The sequence below is a fragment of the Bradyrhizobium japonicum USDA 6 genome (assembly GCF_000284375.1).
In the GTDB taxonomy this organism is placed as follows: Bacteria; Pseudomonadota; Alphaproteobacteria; order Rhizobiales; family Xanthobacteraceae; genus Bradyrhizobium; species Bradyrhizobium japonicum.
The window spans coordinates 6,963,862-6,984,048 of sequence record NC_017249.1; the positions used below are offsets into that span (position 1 = coordinate 6,963,862).

The following is a 20,187-nucleotide window of genomic DNA, read 5'->3' on the forward strand; positions in this document are numbered from 1 at the left end:
TGCCTTCCTTCTTTTGTTGCTTGGACCGTTGTTTGGACCTTCGTCACCATGACGAGCGCCGCGACAGCACGGCTCTGCTGTTACCGCGAACCGGGGCTCCGCGCTACGCTCGCAATGACGCAAGACCTATGCGGTCGCCCGCTGGATGCTGACTTCGCTGACACCGACCTCGCGGGCGGTGTTCACTATCGCCGCCCAGGTGTCGTCCGGCAAGGGGATGCCGTTCTTGGTGCGCTCGGCCCGGGTTTTCCGCTCGGGATCGCCGGGAATCAGCACCTGATCGACCCCCGCCATCGGCTTGGTGGCGCGGATGAAGTCGGTATAGCGCGACACCTCTGCATCGAACACATGGGAGGTATCGACGACCTTCGGATCGACATAGAACGCCAGCATGCCGTTGGCGAAGCGCCGCCCGCCCGAGGTGGCCCCGGTTCCGGTCAGCGCGCCGCCGAGCAGCTCGCACATGAAGGCAAGGCCCGAGCCCTTGTGGTCGCCGAAGGCGCGGATCGCGCCGGTGCCCTTGGTGTGGTCGCGCGGCCCTTCCGGCGTGAAGGGCCCGTAGAGCACGGTCGGGTCCTCGCTGAGGGTCCCGTCGGCATCGACCAGCGCGCCCTTCGGCAGCTTCTTGCCGCCACGGCTTGCGACCAGCACCTTGCCTTCGGCGACGACCGAGGTGGCGAAATCCAGCACGATCGGATCCTGCCCCTCGCGCGGGATGCCGACGCAGTAAGGCGCGGTGGAGAGCCGCTTCTCGACGCCGCCGAACGGCGCCACCAGCAGCGAGCCGGCAGCATTGACGAAATGCACGGAGACCAACCCTTCGGCGGCGGCCATCTCGGCCCAATCGCCGACGCGGCCGATATGGCCGGCATTGCGCAACGCGACCGCGGCAAGGCCCGCCTTCTTGCATTTCTCGATGCCGATCCGAACCGCCTGCGGCGTCACGGTCTGGCCGTAGCCGAACTTGCCATCGACCACCGCGAGCGAAGGCGTGTCGACAACCACCTCTGCGGTCTGGTTCGGGACCACGAAACCCGTCGTCTTCCAGCGGATGTAGACGGGCACGCGGATCACGCCGTGGCTGTCATGGCCGGTGAGATTGGCCGTGGTGAGATAGGTCGCGATCCGCTTCGCCTCCTCCGGCGAGGAGTCTGCGTGACCAAACACCTCGCCGACGAAGTCGATGAGGTTCTGGACCTGGATCGTAACCATGGACAAACTCCCCGGTTATTGTCTGGGCATGATCTTCTCGGAAAACCGCTGCACACTTTGCGCTAACGCGGCCCTCCGGGTCCGGATCATGCCCTAAGCACTTACCTTGGCATGGCCGCCGAGATAGGCGGCGCGGATCGCTTCGTTGCCCCAGAGCTCGTCGGGCTTGCCGCCGAGCACGATGCGGCCGGTTTCGAGCACATAGCCGTAATCGGCCACCGACAGGCCCATGCGCGCATTCTGCTCGACGAGCAGCACCGTCGTGTTGCGCCGGATCTCCGAGATGATCTTGAACACGGCCTGCACGATGACGGGCGCAAGACCAAGCGAGGGCTCGTCGAGCAACAACAGCCGCGGCTTGGCCATCAAGCCGCGCGCAACCGCCACCATCTGCAACTGGCCGCCGGACAGCGTCCAGCCGAGCGCGTTGGTGAACTTGCGGATGTCGGGGAACAGGTCGAACATCGCGTCCGCCTCCCGCGAGATTTCCGAGGTCGGCGCCCGGCGATTGGACGCTCCGAGCATGATGTTCTCTTTCACGGTGAGACCCGGGAATACCCTGCGGCCTTCCGGCACGTGCGAGATGCCCATGCGGACGATCGCTTCCGGACCAAGACCCGCGATCGAATTGCCGTCGAACAGGATGTCGCCGGAGGTCGGCTTGGCGAGGCCGGAGATGGCGCGCAAGGTCGTGGACTTGCCGGCGCCGTTGGCCCCGAGCAGCGTCACCACCTGCCCCTGCTCCACCGCGCAGGTCACCCCGCGCAGTGCTTCGATCTCTCCGTAGCGCACCACCAGGTTGCGGATTTCGAGCAACGGCATCATTCGCTCCCGAGATAGGCGGAGACGACGTCGGGATGACGCAGCACGGCCAGGGATTCGCCGTCCGCGATACGGCGTCCGAAGTTGAGCACGGTGATGTGCTGGGCCGCTTCCGAGACCAGCGTCATGTCGTGATCGATGATCAGGATGGTCAGGCCCTGCGCCGCGATGCGCTTGAGCAGCTCGTGCAGTTCCAGCTTCTCGGTCGAGTTGAGGCCGGCCGCAGGCTCGTCGAGCAGCAGCAGCGTCGGGTTCGAGGCGAGCGCACGGGCAATCTCGATCAGCCGCTGATGGCCGTAGGAGAAGCTCGAGATCAGCTCGTTGGCGCGGCTGCCGAGCCCGACGAAGGTCAGCGCCTCCATCGCCCGCTCGGTCAGGGCGTCGTCGCCCTTCCCGACCATGGTGTTGCCGGGCCGCTCGGCGCCGATCTCGACATTCTCCAGCGCCGTCATCGAACGGAACAGGCGAATGTTCTGGAACGTGCGGCCGAGACCAGAAGCCGTGCGCTGATGCGGCGGCATGTGGGTGATGTCGGTGCCGTCGAGCACGATCCTGCCGGCTGTCGCTTCATAGAGACCCGAGAGCACGTTGAGCGTCGTGGTCTTGCCCGAGCCGTTCGGACCGATCAGCGCATGCACGCCGCCGCGCTTCACGGCGATGTCGACGCCGTCGACGGCCTTGAGGCCGCCGAAATGCTTCGACAGGCCGGTGACTTCCAGCACCGTGTCGCCGCCGATCGTCGCCGGCTTCAATTGCAGGGCAGCCGCGGCCGGCGGCGCCTTGGTCTTGGCGCGCCAGCGCGTGAAGGCGTCCGCAACAAAGCCCCAGATGCCGTCGGGCATGAAGCGGATGATCAGGATCACGAACAGGCCGTAGATCGCGAGATACAGGCCCGGCACGCTCTTGAGGAAGCGCAGCCATTCCGGGATCAGGATCAAGAGACCCGTGCCGATCGTCGAGCCGATCGGCGAAGCCACGCCGCCGAGCAGCGACATGGTCAGGAACACGATCGATTCCGCGAAGGAGAACTGATCGGGGCTGACATAGGCGAAACCGCCGGCGAACAGGCCGCCCGCGAGCCCGCCGAGCAGCGCGCACAGCGCGAAGGCGTAGATCTTGGTGCGGAAGACGTCGATGCCGTTGACGCCGGCCGCCAGCTCGTTGTCGCGCACCGCGCGCATGGCGCGGCCGAGCTTGGTGTCGGAGAGATGCCAGACCAGGTAGCCGACGATCGCCAGCATCGCGACGCAGAAGGCGAGATAGCTCTGCGACGACTGGAACAGCTCGGGACGCTTGATGTTGGGAACGCCGTCGGGACCGTGCGTCAGCCAGATCGCGTTGATCATCACCAGCGTCACGATCTGCTGGAACGAGATCGTAACCATCGCGAGGTAATGGCCACCGAGCCGCAGGGTGGACATGCCGAGGAACGCGCCGGCCAAAAGCGAGATCAGGCAGCCGCCGACGAGGCAGACCCAGAAGCTGACATGCAGGTCCGTCGTGCCGATGCCGACCGCGTAGGCGCCGAGCCCGAAGAACGCGGCCTGCGCCAGATTGATCTGGCCGCACAGGCCGAGCACGACCGAGAGGCCGAACACCGCGATCGAGAACGTGGTGGCCTGCAGCAGGATGTTGTGGACGTATCCGTCGAAGCGCATGGTCGCGGCGAGCGCGACCAGGATCGCGGCACCGATGAAGTACGGCAGGTGCCGGACCAGCAGCGGCTTCGAATGGATGGCGGGTGCCGGAATCGGCATGTTGTCGCTGGGAGCGCTCATGCTTTTTCCGCCACGCGTTCGCCGAAGATGCCCTGCGGCCGGAAGATCAGGAAGGCGATCAGCACCAGGAAGGCGAAGCCGTCCTTGTAGGGCACCGAGACATAGGCGGCGCCAAACGTCTCGATCACGCCGAGCGCAAGGCCGCCGATGATGGCCCCTGCGACATCGCCGAAGCCGCCGATGATGGTGGCCGCGAACGCCTTCAGCGCGATCGTCGAGCCCATTTGGATCGAGACGAACAGCACCGGTGCAACGAGGATACCGGCGAGGCCGCCGAGCACGGCCGAATAGATGAACGTGATCATGATCATGGTGGAGACGGAGATGCCGAGCAGCGAGGCCATCTCCTTGTCCTGCGAGGTCGCCTGCAGCTTCTTGCCGAGCAGCGTCTTCTCGAAGAACCAGAAATTGAAGATCACGAGACAGATGGTGACGCCGATGATCAGGAGATACTGGCTGTCGAGATAGACCGGGCCGACCTGAATGCCCGGCGTCTCAAACCAGCCTTCCAGCACCTGGGGCTGGGGGCCGTAGATCGCGAGCACGGAATTGGCGAGCAGGATCGAGGCGCCGATGGTGGCGATGATCACGGGCAGATAAGTGCGGTGGCGCAGCGGATAGTAGACGCCGAGATTGAAGATGACACCGAGCAGCGCCATGCCGAGCAGCGCAACGATGAATGCCGCCCAATAGGGCAGACCGGCTTCGATCGCGACGACCATCAGATAGGCCGCGACCATGGAGAATTCGCCCTGGGCGAAGTTCACCACGTTGGTGGCACGGAAGATCAGCACGAAGCCGAGCGCGACGAGCGCATAGACGGCACCGATACCGATGCCGGTGAACAGGAGTTGTAGGGCGAGATCCATGACAAGCGTTCTGTTGGAGGTCAGATTCGTCCAATGAAAGACGTTTCGACCTCCCCGACCGAAATCGGGGAAGTCATTTCGTCAACGTCAGTCGTTGAACTCGATGTGCTTGTCGAAGACGATCTTGCCCTTGTCGTTCTTCACGATGTTGTAGCCGTGGAGACCGTCGCCGTTCTGGTCGAAATTGTATTCGCCCTCGGCACCCGGGAACTTCTTGATCGCGAGGATGGCTTCGCGGACCTTGGCCGGATCGGTGGTGCCGGCCTTGTTGATGCCCTGCGCGAGCACGTTGATGGCGTCGAAAGTCCACGAGCTCTGGTTGTCGGGCGCAACCTTGACCGCGTCGCGGTAGATCTTGCCGAACGCCTTCGAGCCTTCGCTGGAATCCTCGGCATAGTCCGCCACGCCATACGTGTTGTAGAGCGCGGGACCGGCGAGCTTCAGCGCGGTGATGTTGACGATCGAGGGCGAGCCGACCCACGGGATGTTGACGCCGAGCTGACGGAGCTGGCGGGCGAAGATGCCGAGATCGTTCTCGAACGTGAAGTAGGAACCGAGGATGTCGGCGCCGGACTGCTTGATCGCGAGCACGACGGGGGTGAAGTCCTGGCTCTGGTTGGCATAGCCTTGATCCAGCACGGGCGGCGCGCCCAGCTTGGTCAGCGCTTCGGTCAGCGCCTTGCCGCCTGCGGTGCCGAACGCATCGGTCGAGTGCAGCACGGCCCATTTCTTCTTGGCCAGCGTGCTGACGCCGTATTCGGCGATCACGCGGCCGGAATAGCTGTCATTCGGACGGCAGCGGAACAGCCACTGATTGCCCATATGGGTGAGATTCGGATCGGTACCGCCGATCATCACGGGCTTGCCAAGTTTGATCACGTCGGGCGCCATCGCGTGCACCTGGGTCGAACGGATCGAGCCGAGGAAGCCGACGATGTCGGACTGCGCGGCGAGCTTGGAGAATGCGAGCACGATGCCGGGATTGGTGGTCTGGTCGTCCTCGACGATCAACTCGCCCTGCTTTCCCAGGATACCGCCGGCCTTGTTCACAGCTTCGAGCGCGAGCCTGGCGCCCTTGACGGCGTAGCCGCCGGATTCAGCGGCGGGGCCCGTGACGGGCGCGCACATGCCGATCTTGATGGTGGCGCCTTGCGCATGCGCGCTCTTGATGAGGTAGGGCGCGGCAATGCCGGCAGCAATTCCGGCAGCGAAGTCGCGTCTCGTCAGTCTCATTCATTCCTCCCTGGGGCCGGGCATCCTTGTCGGCCCTTCTTTGTCTTGGCTCTTTCACTGAATGCAGAGCCGGATGCTACTTACGGATTCTCTCCGCGTGAGTAAATTGATATTGAGACGCCATCGACTAAGTGCGGAGAGCTCGCGCCCGAAGATGACTAACACCTGCGGCGAAGATCTATTCTCGGCTATTTTTTAAGGGCTTTTCGCGCATTTCACGGCGATCGCGCTGCCCACGCGTTATGCAATGATGACAGTCATGCGTGGCAGGAAAGTCATCATGCAAATTTGCCGTTACGTTTCATCCGTAAGGTCGCTCGCGTCGGTGGAAGCGAGACACAGTTCCAACTCACCGAGCATCTCCTGCAACTCGGCGAGCTTGCGCGCGCCGAAGCGTTGTGTGATCTCCGCGTAGATCGCTTCCGAGGACGGGGCGACCGCGGCCATCAGCTTCACGCCCTCTTTCGAGATCGAGACCATGCTGCGGCGCTGGTCCGCCTTCGCGGTCTTGCGCTCGATCAGATTGCGCGCCTCGAGATCGCGCAGGATGCGCGACAGGCTCGGGCCGAGGAGAAATGCCGTGCGCGCGAGCTCAGTCACCTCCGCGGCCTCGATGGCCGCCAATGCGCGGAGGATGCGCCATTGCTGCTCGGTCAGGCCGTGCTCGCGCAGCTTGGGACGAAATTGCCGCATCACCGCTTCACGTGCCCTCAGCAGCGACATCGGCAGCGAGCGCGAGAAGTCGCGCATCGGCACCTGCCGTGCGGCGGGCTCGCTTCCGTTCGCGGGATCAGCCTGTCTCTTCGCCATGTCGTCCTTTCAAGGCGCAAAATGTTTGCAGTGCAGCAAACCCAAATTGTGTTTGACGCATTCACTTAACATGTTAAGTATCTCCGGGCACCACGATTTGTAAGATCACAGATGGCGCTTTCCAACGACGATATCCAAGCCTGTGCGAACCGTCTGCACCAGGCGGAGAAGACCCGCACCCAGATCCGGCAGCTCTCGCAGGATTTTCCAGCCATTACCATCGCTGACGCCTACGCGATTCAGAAGGCGTGGGTCGACCTCAAGCTCGCGGAGGGCCGCACGGTCAAGGGCCACAAGATCGGTTTGACCTCGAAGGCGATGCAGAGCGCGCTCAATATCAACGAGCCGGATTCCGGCGTGCTGCTCGACGACATGTTCTTTGCCGATGGCGGCCTCGTCCCGACCGAGCGCTTCATCGCCACGCGCGTGGAGGCCGAGCTCGCCTTCGTCATAAGCAAGCGCCTCGCGGGGCCGGACTGCACGATGTTCGACGTGCTCAACGCCACCGACTTCGTCGTGCCGGCGCTTGAGATCCTGGACACGCGCATCGAACGTGTCGATCCCGGCACCAGGGCCACGCGAAAAATCTTCGACACCATCGCCGACAACGCGGCGAATGCCGGCATCGTGCTCGGCGGCCGGCCGATCCGCCCGCTGGACGCCGACCTCCGCTGGATCGGCGCGCTCTGCTTCAAGAACGGCCAGCTCGAGGAGACGGGCCTTGCCGCGGGCGTGCTCAATCATCCCGCAACCGCTGTTGCCTGGCTCGCCAACAAGATCGCGCCGCTCGGCCTTGCGCTCGAGCCCGGGCAGGTCGTGCTCGCGGGCTCCTTCATCCGTCCGATCGAGACCCGCAAGGGCGACACAATTCAGGCCGATTATGGCGCCTACGGCTCGGTAAGCTGCTACTTCGCTTAGGCGACCAAAAAGACAGGGAGTGAAACCGCGATGCCGCATTTCACCATCGAATATTCGGCCAATCTCGACGGCCGCCTCGACATCGGCGCGGTCTGCGAGGTGGTGCGGAAGGCGGCGGTCGAGACCGGCATCTTTCCGCTCGGCGGCATCCGCGTCCGCGCCATCAGGTGCGAGCACTATGCGATCGCGGACGCGCGGCAGGACTACGGCTTTCTCGACATGGTGCTGCGCATCGGCGAGGGCCGCGACCTTCCCACGCGCCAGAAAGCCGGCGAGCACGTCTTCCAGGCGCTTTCAAAACATCTCGATCCCATCTTCGCCGCCAGCAAGTTCGCCCTGTCGTTCGACATGCAGATCAACGACAAGGATACGAGCTGGAAGCGCAACAACATCCACGACGCCCTGAAAGTGGAGGCTGCCCATGGATAAGCCCACGCCGAAAGCCGATGTGTTCCAGGCCAATCGCGACCGCGCAGCACCGCTGCTGAAGAAGCTGCGGGCCGACGGCATCGGCCACATGATCGACGGCAAGACCGTCGCCTCGATCTCGGGCGAAACCTTTGAAACGAAGTCGCCGGTCGATGGCGCCACGCTTGCGAGCGTCGCGCGCGGCAACGCCGAGGACATCGACGCCGCAGCCACGGCCGCTGCGCTGGCCTTCAAGTCCTGGCGCGACATGGGGCCGGCGATGCGGAAGAAGCTGCTGCACCGGGTCGCCGACGCGATCGAGGACAATGCCGACGACATCGCCGTGCTCGAATGCATCGACACGGGACAAGCCTACCGCTTCATGGCCAAGGCCGCGATCCGCGCCGCCGAGAATTTTCGCTTCTTCGCCGACAAATGCGCCGAGGCACGCGATGGCCAGAACACGCCGAGCGACGAGCACTGGAATATCTCCACGCGCGTGCCGATCGGCCCCGTCGGCGTGATCACGCCGTGGAACACGCCGTTCATGCTCTCGACCTGGAAGATCGCGCCGGCGCTGGCCGCGGGCTGCACCGTCGTGCACAAGCCGGCCGAATGGTCGCCGGTGACGGCCGCCATTCTGGCAAGGCTCGTCAAGGAAGCCGGCGTTCCCGACGGCGTGCTCAACACCGTGCACGGTTTCGGCGAGGAGGCCGGCAAGGCCCTGACCGAGCACCCCGCGATCAAGGCGATCGGCTTCGTCGGCGAGAGCGCGACGGGCTCGGCGATCATGGTCCAGGGCGCGCCGACCCTGAAGCGCGTGCATTTCGAGCTCGGCGGCAAGAACCCGGTGATCGTGTTCGACGACGCCGATCTCGACCGCGCGCTCGATGCCGTCGTGTTCATGATCTACTCCCTCAACGGCGAGCGCTGCACCTCGTCGAGCCGCCTGCTGATCCAGCAGAACATTGCCGAGGCATTCATCGAGAAGCTGACCGCGCGCGTGAAAGCGCTGAGGGTCGGCCATCCCCTCGATCCCGCCACCGAGATCGGACCGCTGATCCACGAGCGGCACCTCGCAAAAGTCTGCTCCTATTTCGACGTCGCGCGGCAGGATGGCGCTGTGATCGCCGTCGGCGGCAAGGCCCATGACGGCCCGGGCGGCGGGCATTATGTCGAGCCGACCTTGGTGACCGGCGCGAACGGCAAGATGCGCGTGGCGCAGGAGGAGGTGTTCGGCCCCTTCCTCACCGTGCTGCCCTTCAAGGACGAGGCCGATGCGATCGCGATCGCCAACGACATCCGCTATGGCCTCACCGGCTATGTCTGGACCAACGATGTCGGCCGCGCACTGCGCGTCGCCGACGCGCTGGAGGCCGGCATGATCTGGCTGAACTCGGAAAACGTCCGCCATCTGCCGACGCCGTTCGGCGGCATGAAGGCCTCGGGCATCGGCCGCGACGGCGGCGACTACTCGTTCGACTTCTACATGGAAACCAAGCACGTCTCGCTGGCGCGGGGCACGCACAAGATTCAGAAATTGGGAATCTGACGCTCGTCGAGGGAAACGCCGATGCCCGTACCGCAACACATCTTCGAACCGCCGTTCAACATCATCCGCTCCAGTCACGTCGTGCTCGACGTGACCGACCTGAAGCTCAGCCGCGAATTCTACGAGACCACCGTCGGCCTGCATGTCGAGGATGCCGACGACAAGGTCGTCTACTTGCGCGCAGCCGAGGAGCACCAGCATCACTCGCTGGTGTTGCGCAAAGCGGCGGTGCCCGCCTGCGCCCGGCTCGGCTTCAAGGTCGGCAACGACAAAGACCTCGACAAGGCCGCCTCCTTCCTTTCGGAGAACGGTCTCTCTTACGCCTTCGTCGACCAGCCGTTCCAGGGCCGCACGCTGCAATTCACCGACCCCTTCGGTTTCCAGATCGAGCTCTACGCCTCGATGGACCGCCGGCCGCATCTGCTTCGCCGCTACGACCTCTACAGGGGATGCCATCCGCAGCGGCTCGATCATTTCAACGTCTTCGCCGCCGAGGTGCAGGACACCGTCGAATTCTACGCCCGGCTCGGCTTCCGCCTCACCGAATATGCCGAGGAGGACGGACCGAACGGGCGCATTGCGGCTGCCTGGATGCATCGCAAGGGCAATGTCCACGATTTCGCCATCACCAACGGCAAGGGCCCTCGCCTGCACCACTTTGCCTACTGGACGCCGACGGCGATGAACATCATCCATCTCTGCGACGTCATGGCCTCGCAAGGCTTCGTCAAGAACATCGAGCGCGGCCCGGGACGCCACGGCATCTCGAATGCGTTCTTCCTCTACGTGCGCGACCCCGACGGGCACCGTCTCGAACTCTACACCAGCGATTATTTCACCGGCGATCACGACCACGAGCCGCTGCGCTGGTCGCTGCGCGATCCGCGCCGCCAGACGCTGTGGGGCGCGCCGGCGCCGCGCTCCTGGTTCGAACAGGGCTCGCCGTTCAGCGGGCAAGCCGTGCGCGAGCCGAAGTTCGTCGCCGACGTGCTGGTGGCGGATTAAGCGATGAAACTCCCTCGCCTCGCCACCTATTCCGTCAAGGGTGCAACCCGCTACGGCGCCGTCCTGGAGGGAGGCATCGTCGACCTCTCGACGCGCCACGCCAAGGACTATCCGACGCTGCGCGAGGTGATCGCGGCCGGAAAGCTCGTGAGCCTTGCCGAGGAGGCCGCCGGCCGCGCGCCGGACCATGCACTTGGCGACATCACCTGGTTGCCGCCGGTGCCCGCCCCGGAAAAGATCATCTGCATCGGCGTCAACTATCCCGACCGCAATGCCGAGTACAAGGACGGCCAGGACGCACCGAAATATCCAAGCATGTTCATGCGCTCGCCCCGCTCCTTCGTCGGCCACGACACGCCGCTGGTGCGCCCGCGCGCATCGGCACAGCTCGACTACGAAGGCGAGATCGTGCTGGTGATCGGCAAGGCCGGCCGGCACATCGCGGAAAGTGCCGCGCTCGACCACATCGCGGCGCTCACGCTCTGCAACGAAGGCTCGGTGCGCGACTGGCTGCGCCACGCCAAGTTCAACGTCACGCAGGGCAAGAATTTTGATTCCAGCGGCAGCCTCGGCCCGTGGCTGGTGCCCTACACCAGGGAAGCGCAGATCGCCGACATCAGGCTCACCACGCATGTCAACGGCGAGCTCAGGCAGGACGACCGCACCAGCCGGCTGATGTTTCCGTTCCGCTATCTCATCAGCTATATCTCGACCTTCGCGACGCTCGTCCCCGGTGACATCATTGTGACGGGCACGCCGACCGGCGCCGGTGCGCGGTTCGATCCGCCGCGCTATCTGAAGCCCGGCGATGTCATCGAGGTCGAAGCCGAAGGCATCGGCATGCTACGGAATGGCGTCGTCGACGAAGCCTGAACAACAGTCGAAATGGAATAGTGCAATGACCACCCTCACCGGCGGCGAAGCGATCGTAAGCGGCCTTGTCGCCCATGGCGTCGACACCGTGTTCGGCCTGCCCGGCGCGCAGGTCTACGGCCTGTTCGACGCCTTCCACCAGGCTAAGCTCAACGTGATCGGCGCGCGGCACGAGCAGGCCTGCGGCTACATGGCGTTCGGCTATGCGCGCTCCAGCGGCAAGCCCGGCGTCTTCAGCGTGGTGCCCGGCCCCGGCGTGCTCAACGCCAGCGCGGCGCTGCTGACCGCCTACGGCTGCAACGAGCCGGTGCTGTGCGTCACCGGCCAGGTGCCGACGCAGTTTCTGGGCAAGGGCCGCGGCCATCTGCACGAGATGCCGGACCAGCTCGCCACCTTGCGCACCTATGTCAAATGGGCCGACCGCATCGAAACGCCCGGCAACGCGCCGACGACGGTATCGCGCGCCTTCCAGGAAATGACGTCCGGCCGTCGCGGCCCCGCCTCGGTCGAGATGCCCTGGGACATCTTCACCCAGCGCGCGGACACCTGTGACGCCAAGGTGCTGGAGCCGCTGCCCGCGCCGCTGCCTGACCCTGATCTGATCAGGCAGGCGGCCGCGGTGATCAGGAGCAGCAAGGCGCCGATGATCTTTGTCGGCAGCGGCGCGATCGAGGCGCGCGACGAAATCCTCGAGCTCGCCGAGATGATCGATGCACCCGTCGTCGCCTTCCGCAGCGGGCGCGGCATCGTCTCCAACGCGCATGAGCTGGGGCTCACGATGGCTGCCGCCTACAAGCTGTGGCCGAAGACCGATCTCATGATCGGCATCGGCTCGCGGCTGGAGCTGCCGACCATGTCGCGCTGGCCGTATCGGCCCGACGGGTTGAAGAGCATCCGCATCGACATCGATCCCGTCGAGATGCGGCGCTTCATCTCCGACACCGCCATCGTCGCCGATGCCAAGACCGCGACTGCCGATCTGATCGAAGCAGTCAGCAAGGCCGGCTACGGCAAGACCGCCGGCCGCCGCGCCGCGATCCGCGAGGCCACCGCGACCGCGCTGGCAGAGATCCAGAGCATCCAGCCGCAGATGGCGTATCTCAACGTCCTGCGCGAGGTGTTGCCGGCCAACGCGATCGTCACCGATGAATTATCGCAATTCGGTTTCGCGTCCTGGTACGGCTTTCCGATCTACGAGCCGCGCACCTTCATCACGTCGGGCTATCAGGGCACGCTCGGATCGGGCTTCCCCACAGCGCTCGGCGCCAAGGTCGCCAACCCCGACAAGCCGGTGGTGGCGATCACGGGCGACGGCGGTTTCATGTTCGGCGTGCAGGAGCTTGCCACCGCGGTGCAGTTCAACATCGGCGTGGTGACGCTGGTGTTCAACAACAACGCCTACGGCAATGTCCGCCGCGACCAGCGCGAGCGCTTTAACGGCCGCGTGGTGGCGTCCGATCTGGTCAATCCGGATTTCGTCAAGCTCGCGGAGTCCTTTGGTGTGGCTGCTGCGCGCGTCACCGCGCCGGACCAGTTCAAGGCGGCGATGGACAAGGCGCTGGCCCATGACGGGCCATATCTGATTTCGGTGGAAGTGACGCGGGATTCGGAAGTCAGCCCCTGGGCGTTCATTCACCCGCCGAAGCCGTAGAGCTTCTCACGGGCTCTTCCCAGTCGCCGCCTCGCCCGGCGAGCCGATCATGTCATCGGCCACGCGAGAAATCAGGTCTTCGATACCGGTGGGAAAACTTATGCCGTGAGCATCCTCGTCAGCCATGTATACGATGGCGCGCTCCGGCCTGGAAGGTATCCAAAATTCGTACTTGGCGCGCCACAATACCAGATGAGCAAAAAGCGTCTGCAATCTGACTGAGAGCTCTTTGGCCTGTTGTTGCCTGCCTCCCCCTTTGAAATAATCGTCCTTCGAAAGCCAATCGATGATCTGCAAGTTCAGCGGGTACAAACAGTTGCTCGTATAATTGCGGATGACGCCATGCTCTAACTTCTGTCGGTCGTCCAAAGAGGGATATCCGTGGGCAAGAACGTTGTCATACGACCCATCTAGCTCCGGATGAGCACGGGTGATCTCGTCGCAGAGCCGCCGTGCCAGCGCGTTCTGTATAATGAAGGCCTTCCTCGTCGCCAGCAGCAGGGATAGCAGGTGAACAAGCTGAGCGCGCCGCGCAGTACGGGCCGCCCTCCATTGAAGAGCACTTTCGATCGCAAGCTTCGAGACATATCCCAATGCTGCAATCACAGCACCGATCAGAGCCGTGCTCAGCCATCCCGGTATTTGCTGCATGGGCCCCTCGACTTTCGTACTCGGGTAGCCCCCAAGTCTAGCCGGTTTCCTGCGAGCAAGCACTCTGCTTGATTCAGCGCGTCCTGCGGAACGTCAGATTGATCCGCTGCCGCCCGAGCAGGGCGTGCTCGCCATCGGCGAGCGGCGCGACGCCGTGATAGGCGAGCCGGCTCGGCCCGCCCCAGACCACGACGTCGCCATGGACGAGCCGGAAGCGGCGCGGCTTGTCGCTGCGCGCCAGGCCGCCGAACAGGAAGGTGGCGGGCAGTCCGAGCGAGACCGAGACGATCGGCGCCGAATAGTCCAGCTCGTCCTTGTCCTGATGCAGCGACAGCCGCGTGCCGGGCTCGTAGCGATTGACGAGGCACGCGTCGGGCGCAAAGCCGGTGAACCCGCCCTGCTCCGCCGCGCGCCGGGCCAGATCGCGCAACACCGGCGGCATCGCGGGCCAGGGCGCGCCGGCCCGCGGATCGATCGGATCATAGCGATAGCCGGTGTGATCGGTGATCCAGCCGCGCTCGCCGCAATTGGTCATGGCCACTGACATCTGATAGCCGCCGGGCGTGGTCATGCGCCGGAACGGCGACTGCGCTACGATGGCGCGCACCGCCACAATCAGCTCGCCCTCGATCGGCCTGACGAACCCGCGCAGGAGCACGGCGCCGTCGCCGATCTCCTCACGCGACGGCTGTGCCTCGGCGGCCGTATCGAACAGATCACCCGTCAATCGCAACGCTCATTTGGCATCATGAAAGATCACACCCAGCGTGTGGCGCTGGCCGGACCTGATCCGGCTGACGCCATGGCGGAGATTAACGCGGTAAGTCCCGCGTGTCCCCTGCACTGGACGGTGATGCACGGCAAAGGCGACCGCATCGCCCTGCATCAGCGGCACGACCTCGGCGCGCGACTGCATGCGCGGGCGCTGCTCGGTCAGCACGAACTCACCTCCGGTGAAATCGCGTCCCGGCTCGGACAAGAGGATCGCGACCTGGAGCGGGAACACGTGCTCGCCATAGAGGTCCTGGTGCAGGCAGTTGAAATCGCCGGTCTCGTACTGCAGCAGCAGCGGCGTCGGCCGCGCCTGGCCTGCCTCGTGGCAGCGCTTGAGGAACGCCGCATGCGCGGCTGGATAACGGATGTCGATCCCCATCGCCTCGTTCCAGCGATTGGCAACGCCCTGAAGATGCGCATACAGCGCCGGGCGGAGCTGCGCGATCAGATCGGGCAGCGGGTAGGAGAAATATTTGTACTCGCCACGGCCAAAGCCATGGCGGCCCATGACGATGCGGCTGCGGAAGCCTGCATCATCAGGATAGAGCGCGGCGATGGCGCGGCATTGGTCCGGCGTCAGCAGATTCTTCAGGACGGCGCTGCCCTGGGCGTCGAGCTCGGCTGTGATCTGCGGCCAGTCGAGGGCATCGACGTGGGCGGCGAGGTCGACTGAGGGTTTGGGGGGTGATTTGCGTGCCATTGCTGTCATGACTGCCACCTTCGCAAGACCGCCCCGCCCTTTGCCACCCGATTCCCGACTATCTCCTCGTCATTGCGAGCGAAGCGAAGCAATCCAGAGTCTGTCCGCAGAGGGATCCTGGATTGCTTCGTCGCAAGGGCTCCTCACAATGACGGCGGCGAGGTATCAGCCTCGCACCGGCAGCGTCGTCACATCGTAGCCGTGCTTGATCGTGCGCTTCAGCACGGGGTCCTCGAGCTCGAACTCGAAGCGATCGGCGGGGCGGATGCCGCCCTTGGCCGCAAAGGTGCCGCCGAACATGACGCAGCCGTCGGGGAACTTCGCACCTTCAAAGCCGCGCGCGATGAGGTCGGCGACCGGAAGCATCGCGTCGAGCGTACCCTCCTGGTAGAGCACGCGCTCGCCCTTGATGGTGGCGTAGGAGCGCAGGATCATCCTGTCCCAATGGCCGATGACGTCCTCCAACTCCCAGAGCGTCGATGCGACCGGCTTGTCGCACATCTGCTTGGACACGGTGACATTGTAGGCCTCGACCTTGCGGTCGGTATGGTCGGAGCCGCAGCCGACGAAGATGCGGCCCTGCCAGCCGATCAGCACGAACTCGACCTCACCGGAGGAATCGCCACCGGTGCATTCGATGCTGTCTTCCTGGGTCAGCCGCCGCGCCGAGCCGCGATAGTAGATCGGCGTCGAAGCCGGCGGGGCGATGCCCATCTCTTGCAGCTCGGCGATGTGCTTGTCGCGCGCGACGGGATCGCGGCCGGTCCAGCCGGCGATGACCATCTGGTCGATCGTCAGCGTCAGCGGCGTGGTGGTGTCCTGGGCGTCGACGGTGAAAGTCAGGTCAAACACGAATTACGGCCTCCATGCCGGCAGCAAGTTCAAAGATACGGCGGTCTGATCCGCCCGCCCCTGCCAGCATCAGGCCGACGGGAACGTCGCCCTCGCGATGCGCGGGCAGCGAGATGGCGCAACCGTCGATCATGTTGATGAGAGTGCAATTGCGCAGCGCCCGCAGGTTTTCCCTGGTGAACGCCTTGTCATCGGCGAGATCGGAGATCTTCGGCGGCGTGTTGGCGGTGGTGGGCAGCATCAGCGCGTCATAGGGCGCGACGCGCGCATTGACGCGGGCGATCAGCGAGCGGCGCTCGTTGAGGAGATCGATGTAATCGGCCGCGCTCTGCGCCTCGCCGCGCATGATGCGCACGGAGACCCTGGGGTCGTAGATGTCGCCCTTGGCCGCGATGAGGTAGCGATGCCAGGCGTAGCTTTCGGATGCCGCAAAGCCGCCCTTGGCGTTCATCGGGCCGATGTCGTGAAATTCGGCCATCTCGATGCGCTCGATGACCGCGCCGTGATCGGCGAGGCTCTTGAGCGCGCGCTCGAACGTCGAGGCCACGTCCGCATCGAGATCGTCGAGCGCAATCGTGGTCGGCACTGCGAGCCGCATGCCCTTTACCGGTCGCGGCTTCGGCGGGACGATCGGCTCGTTCGCGAGCACGGCATCGAGAATGGCACAGCAACTGACCGATCGCGCCAGCGGCCCGATGCTGTCGAGCGAGAAGGACAGCGGCACGGAGCCGTCCAGCGGCACGCGGCGCTGCGTCGGCTTGTAGCCGACGATGCCGTTGAAGGCGGCCGGAATCCGGCAGGAGCCGCCGGTGTCGGTGCCGAGCGCGCCATGCGCCATGCCGTCGAGCACGGACACCGCGGCGCCCGAGGACGAGCCGCCCGGCACGTGGCCTTCGGCCCGGTTCCAGGCGCCCTTCGGCGTGCCGTAATGCGGATTGATGCCGATGCCGGAATAGGCGAACTCGGTCATGTTGGTCCGCCCGATCACGACGAAGCCGGCCTTGCGCAGCCGCGCCACCGTCGCGGCGTCCTGATCGGCTGGCGCAGAATCGTCGAGCGCGCGGGACCCGGCGCGGGTGACCTGGCCCTTGATGTCGAAGAGATCCTTGATCGAGACCGGGATACCGGCATAGCGCGACGGCGCCGCCTTGACCTTGCGCAAGCCGTCCATCGCATCCGCGGTCGCAAGCGCGGCGTCCTTGTCGACGTGGATGAAAGTGCGCTGGCCCTCGCCGGCCGGGTCGGCGATCCTGGCGAGGCATGCCTCGACCAGCTTGTGGGAGGTCGTGCGGCCGCTTTCGAGGTCGTCGGCGAGCTTCGCCAGTGTCGGAAAATCGGTCATGTCTGTCTCACGGAATATTGCGCGCGCAATCTATAGCGCCGCCTCGGTTCGACACAAGCATTGTGCGCATGATGGCATGCATGCGCATTGCTGGACCGTTGACGCGCGATGGTCGATTGTCGCATCAAGATCGAAACAGCCAGGCGTGAAAGCCCAGGCCTTATCAAGAATTGCCTTTGGGAGGGTTTTCCGACATGGCCGAACCGCAGCGCGCGCGCCCGAAACCGACGCCGGAGACCCAGCATTTCTGGGACGGCACGAAAGCGGGCGAATTGCGTTTGCAGCGCTGCGACGCCTGCGCGCATGTCTATTTCCCGCCGCGCCCGTTCTGCCCGTCCTGCGCCTCGCGCAAGGTCAGCATCTTCAAGGCGAGTGGCAAGGGTTTCCTCTACAGCTACGTGATCAATCATCGTCCCGCCGCTCCCGGCTTCACACCGCCTTATGCGATCGCGGTGGTCGAGCTCGCCGAAGGACCGCGGATGATGAGCAACATCATCGACTGTCCGCAGACGCCGGAGGCGCTTGCGCTCGACATGAAGCTCGAAGTCGCCTTCGAGGCGCTCGACGACAAGATCACCCTCCCCGTGTTCCGTCCGGCGAAGGGATAGGCCATGCGCAGCAACCAGGTTGCCGTCGTCGGCGCGGCCGAGACCACCGAACTCGGTGTCATCCCCAATATGTCGCAGCTCCAGCTCCACGCGGATGCGGCGCTCAACGCCATCGCGGATGCCGGGCTGAAACTCTCCGACATCGACGGCTTTGCCACCGCGGTCGAAACGCCGCAGCAGGTCTGCCATTATCTCGGCATCAAGCCGACCTGGGTGGACGGCACCTCGGTCGGCGGCTGCTCGTTCATGCTGCACGTTCGCCATGCGGCGGCGGCGATCGAGGCAGGTCTCTGCAAGACCGTGCTGATCACGCATGCCGAAAGCGGCAAGTCGATGATTGGCAAGGCGCCGCGCTCGATCCCCGCCGACAGCCTGCAAGGGCAGTTCGAGGCGCCGTTCGGCGTCTACGGCCCGCCCAGCATGTTCTCGATCCCCGTGCTGCGCTTCATGAAGACCTACGGCATCACCCACGAGCAGCTCGCCTCGGTGGCGGTCGTGCAGCGCGAGTGGGCGGCGAAGAATCCGCGTGCGATGATGAAGGACCCGATCACGGTCGCCGACGTGCTCAACTCGCGCATGATCGCCTACCCGTTCCGGCTGCTGCAGTGCTGCCTCGTCACCGACGGCGGCGGTGCACTGATCCTGACCTCGGCCGACCGCGCCAAGGATTTTCCGCGCAAGCCCGTCTACATCATGGGCACCGGCGAGAGCGTGGAAACGCCGATGGTCAGCCAGATGGAGACTTTCAACTCCTCGCGCGCGTTCAAGACCGCCGGTCCCCTCGCCTTCAAGGAAGCCGGGATCGCGCACCGGGATGTCGACCATCTCATGATCTACGATGCGTTTGCGCATCTGCCGCTGTTTGGCCTTGGCGATCTCGGCTTCATGCCGCATGAAGAAACCGGCCCATTCATCGCCGACGGCAACACCCGCCCCGGCGGCAAGCTCCCGCTCAACACCAATGGCGGCGGCCTGTCCTACATGCATTCGGGCATGTACGGCATGTACGCGCTCCAGGAGAGCGTGCGCCAGATGCGCGGGATCGCGCCGGCACAGCTGCCGAATGCGAAGATTTCGGTGTGCCACGGCGTCGGCGGCATGTTCGCGGCATCAGGCACGATCGTGTTTACGAACGAGAGGTAATCCAAATGACAAAATCACTGCAGGACAAGGTCATCATCGTCACCGGCGCAGGCCGCGGCATCGGGCGGGAGATTGCGCTGCTCTGCGCGGCGGAGGGCGCCAAGGTCGTCGTCAACGATCCCGGTGTTGCCGCCGACGGCGCCGGTTCCAGCGCTTCGCCTGCCGAGGAGGTGGTCGACGAGATCAAGAAGCGCGGCGGCATCGCGGTGCCCAATTTCGAGTCGGTGGCGGAGGCTGTCCCCGCCAGCAAGATCGTGAAGACCGCGACCGACCATTTCGGCAAGCTCGACGGCGTCGTCAACAATGCCGGCATTTTGCGCGACATGATCTTCCACAAGATGAGCGTGGAAGCGTTCGAGGCCGTCATCAAGGTTCACCTGATGGGCTCGTTCTACGTCAGCCACGCCGCGGCGCGGATCTTTCGCGAGCAGGAGAGTGGCTCCTTCGTGCACTTCACCTCGACCTCGGGCCTGATCGGCAATTTCGGCCAGGCCAACTACGCCGCGGCCAAGCTCGGCATCATCGGGCTGTCGAAGTCGATCGCGCTCGACATGGGCCGCTTCAACGTCCGCTCCAACTGCGTCTCGCCGTTTGCCTGGACCCGCATGATCGGCACCATCCCGACCGAGACCGAGGCCGAGAAGGCGCGCGTTGAGAAGATCAAGCAGATGGGACCGGAGAAGATCGCGCCGATCTGCGCCTACCTGCTCTCCGATGCCGCCAAGGACGTCTCCGGGCAGATCTTCGGCGCACGCATGAACGAGCTGTTCCTGTTCAGCCAGAACCGCCCGCTGCGCTCGGTTCATCGCAGCGAGGGCTGGACGCCGCAAACGATCGCGGAACACGGCATGCCGGCGCTGAAGGGCTCGTTCTACAAGCTCGACCGTTCCGCCGACATCTTCCCCTGGGATCCAGTGTAGTCGTTTTCCCAGCTATTGCTGCGTTGCGATCTCCGGTTGTCCGGTCGGAGATCGCCCGCATTACGC

The 20,187-nt window shown here is 64.7% G+C and carries 20 protein-coding genes; 9 read left to right on the forward strand and 11 right to left on the reverse strand.

From position 1 onward, the window contains the following. Positions 1–126: 126 nt before the first annotated feature. The 6 genes from BJ6T_RS32670 to hpaR form a co-directional block, all read right to left on the reverse strand. The gene (locus BJ6T_RS32670; RefSeq protein WP_014496845.1) at positions 127–1,212 is read right to left on the reverse strand and encodes a malate/lactate/ureidoglycolate dehydrogenase; all 1,086 of its coding nucleotides are present in this window, start codon (positions 1,210–1,212) and stop codon (positions 127–129) included. Positions 1,213–1,305: 93 nt separating this feature from the next. Further along, the gene (locus BJ6T_RS32675; protein ID WP_014496846.1) at positions 1,306–2,034 is read right to left on the reverse strand and encodes an ABC transporter ATP-binding protein; all 729 of its coding nucleotides are present in this window, start codon (positions 2,032–2,034) and stop codon (positions 1,306–1,308) included. Continuing rightward, a complete protein-coding gene (locus BJ6T_RS32680) occupies positions 2,034–3,812 on the reverse strand; it encodes a branched-chain amino acid ABC transporter ATP-binding protein/permease (RefSeq protein ID WP_014496847.1) in 1,779 nt (592 codons plus the stop codon). Before BJ6T_RS32680 ends, BJ6T_RS32675 begins: the two co-directional genes overlap by 1 nt. Then, entirely contained in the window at positions 3,809–4,681 is an 873-nt protein-coding gene (locus BJ6T_RS32685) for a branched-chain amino acid ABC transporter permease (RefSeq protein WP_014496848.1), read from the reverse strand. The genes BJ6T_RS32680 and BJ6T_RS32685 overlap by 4 nt, the downstream gene beginning before the upstream one ends. A gap of 87 nt (positions 4,682–4,768) precedes the next feature. Beyond that, positions 4,769–5,914 (reverse strand): ABC transporter substrate-binding protein, encoded by a 1,146-nt coding sequence (locus tag BJ6T_RS32690; RefSeq protein ID WP_014496849.1) that lies wholly within the window; start codon positions 5,912–5,914, stop codon positions 4,769–4,771. A gap of 294 nt (positions 5,915–6,208) precedes the next feature. Beyond that, positions 6,209–6,724 (reverse strand): homoprotocatechuate degradation operon regulator HpaR, encoded by a 516-nt coding sequence (hpaR, locus tag BJ6T_RS32695; protein WP_014496850.1) that lies wholly within the window; start codon positions 6,722–6,724, stop codon positions 6,209–6,211. 111 nt (positions 6,725–6,835) lie between these two features. On the opposite strand from hpaR, the gene hpaH reads away from it, so the two are divergent. Genes hpaH through BJ6T_RS32725 form a run of 6 tightly spaced genes read left to right on the forward strand, consistent with a single transcriptional unit; the run spans position 6,836 to position 13,131 of the window. Next, the gene (hpaH, locus tag BJ6T_RS32700; protein ID WP_014496851.1) at positions 6,836–7,642 is read left to right on the forward strand and encodes a 2-oxo-hept-4-ene-1,7-dioate hydratase; all 807 of its coding nucleotides are present in this window, start codon (positions 6,836–6,838) and stop codon (positions 7,640–7,642) included. Between the two features lie 30 nt (positions 7,643–7,672). Continuing rightward, entirely contained in the window at positions 7,673–8,071 is a 399-nt protein-coding gene (locus tag BJ6T_RS32705; RefSeq protein WP_014496852.1) for a 5-carboxymethyl-2-hydroxymuconate Delta-isomerase, read from the forward strand. Continuing rightward, positions 8,064–9,602, forward strand: coding sequence for a 5-carboxymethyl-2-hydroxymuconate semialdehyde dehydrogenase (gene hpaE / locus BJ6T_RS32710; RefSeq protein ID WP_014496853.1), 1,539 nt, complete (start codon positions 8,064–8,066; stop codon positions 9,600–9,602). Before BJ6T_RS32705 ends, hpaE begins: the two co-directional genes overlap by 8 nt. Before the next feature lie 21 nt (positions 9,603–9,623). Further along, entirely contained in the window at positions 9,624–10,607 is a 984-nt protein-coding gene (hpaD, locus tag BJ6T_RS32715; RefSeq protein ID WP_014496854.1) for a 3,4-dihydroxyphenylacetate 2,3-dioxygenase, read from the forward strand. Positions 10,608–10,610: 3 nt separating this feature from the next. Beyond that, entirely contained in the window at positions 10,611–11,480 is an 870-nt protein-coding gene (locus tag BJ6T_RS32720) for a fumarylacetoacetate hydrolase family protein (protein ID WP_014496855.1), read from the forward strand. A 25-nt stretch (positions 11,481–11,505) separates the two neighbouring features. Beyond that, a complete protein-coding gene (locus tag BJ6T_RS32725) occupies positions 11,506–13,131 on the forward strand; it encodes a thiamine pyrophosphate-dependent enzyme (protein ID WP_014496856.1) in 1,626 nt (541 codons plus the stop codon). Between the two features lie 6 nt (positions 13,132–13,137). Here the strand turns inward: BJ6T_RS32725 and BJ6T_RS32730 are convergent, their stop codons facing one another. The 5 genes from BJ6T_RS32730 to BJ6T_RS32750 all read right to left on the reverse strand — a co-directional run bounded on the left by BJ6T_RS32730 (position 13,138) and on the right by BJ6T_RS32750 (position 17,450). Next, positions 13,138–13,782 (reverse strand): hypothetical protein, encoded by a 645-nt coding sequence (locus BJ6T_RS32730; protein ID WP_014496857.1) that lies wholly within the window; start codon positions 13,780–13,782, stop codon positions 13,138–13,140. A 73-nt stretch (positions 13,783–13,855) separates the two neighbouring features. Next, positions 13,856–14,509, reverse strand: coding sequence for a DNA oxidative demethylase AlkB (gene alkB, locus BJ6T_RS32735; RefSeq protein WP_014496858.1), 654 nt, complete (start codon positions 14,507–14,509; stop codon positions 13,856–13,858). Between the two features lie 9 nt (positions 14,510–14,518). Continuing rightward, positions 14,519–15,265, reverse strand: coding sequence for a 2OG-Fe(II) oxygenase (locus BJ6T_RS32740; protein ID WP_028169748.1), 747 nt, complete (start codon positions 15,263–15,265; stop codon positions 14,519–14,521). Positions 15,266–15,421: 156 nt separating this feature from the next. Next, positions 15,422–16,108, reverse strand: a complete 687-nt coding sequence (locus tag BJ6T_RS32745) for a DUF2848 domain-containing protein (protein ID WP_014496860.1) — start codon at positions 16,106–16,108, stop codon at positions 15,422–15,424. After that, positions 16,101–17,450: an amidase gene (locus BJ6T_RS32750; RefSeq protein ID WP_014496861.1), complete on the reverse strand. Its 1,350-nt coding sequence runs from the start codon at positions 17,448–17,450 to the stop codon at positions 16,101–16,103. The genes BJ6T_RS32745 and BJ6T_RS32750 overlap by 8 nt, the downstream gene beginning before the upstream one ends. Before the next feature lie 194 nt (positions 17,451–17,644). On the opposite strand from BJ6T_RS32750, the gene BJ6T_RS32755 reads away from it, so the two are divergent. From BJ6T_RS32755 to BJ6T_RS32765, 3 genes are read left to right on the forward strand one after another with little or no spacing between them, the layout of a single operon-like run. Further along, complete coding sequence (locus tag BJ6T_RS32755) at positions 17,645–18,058, forward strand: Zn-ribbon domain-containing OB-fold protein (protein WP_014496862.1); 414 nt, start codon at positions 17,645–17,647, stop codon at positions 18,056–18,058. 3 nt (positions 18,059–18,061) lie between these two features. After that, positions 18,062–19,201: a thiolase C-terminal domain-containing protein gene (locus tag BJ6T_RS32760; RefSeq protein ID WP_014496863.1), complete on the forward strand. Its 1,140-nt coding sequence runs from the start codon at positions 18,062–18,064 to the stop codon at positions 19,199–19,201. A 5-nt stretch (positions 19,202–19,206) separates the two neighbouring features. After that, a complete protein-coding gene (locus BJ6T_RS32765; protein WP_014496864.1) occupies positions 19,207–20,121 on the forward strand; it encodes an SDR family oxidoreductase in 915 nt (304 codons plus the stop codon). Positions 20,122–20,187: the final 66 nt, after the last annotated feature.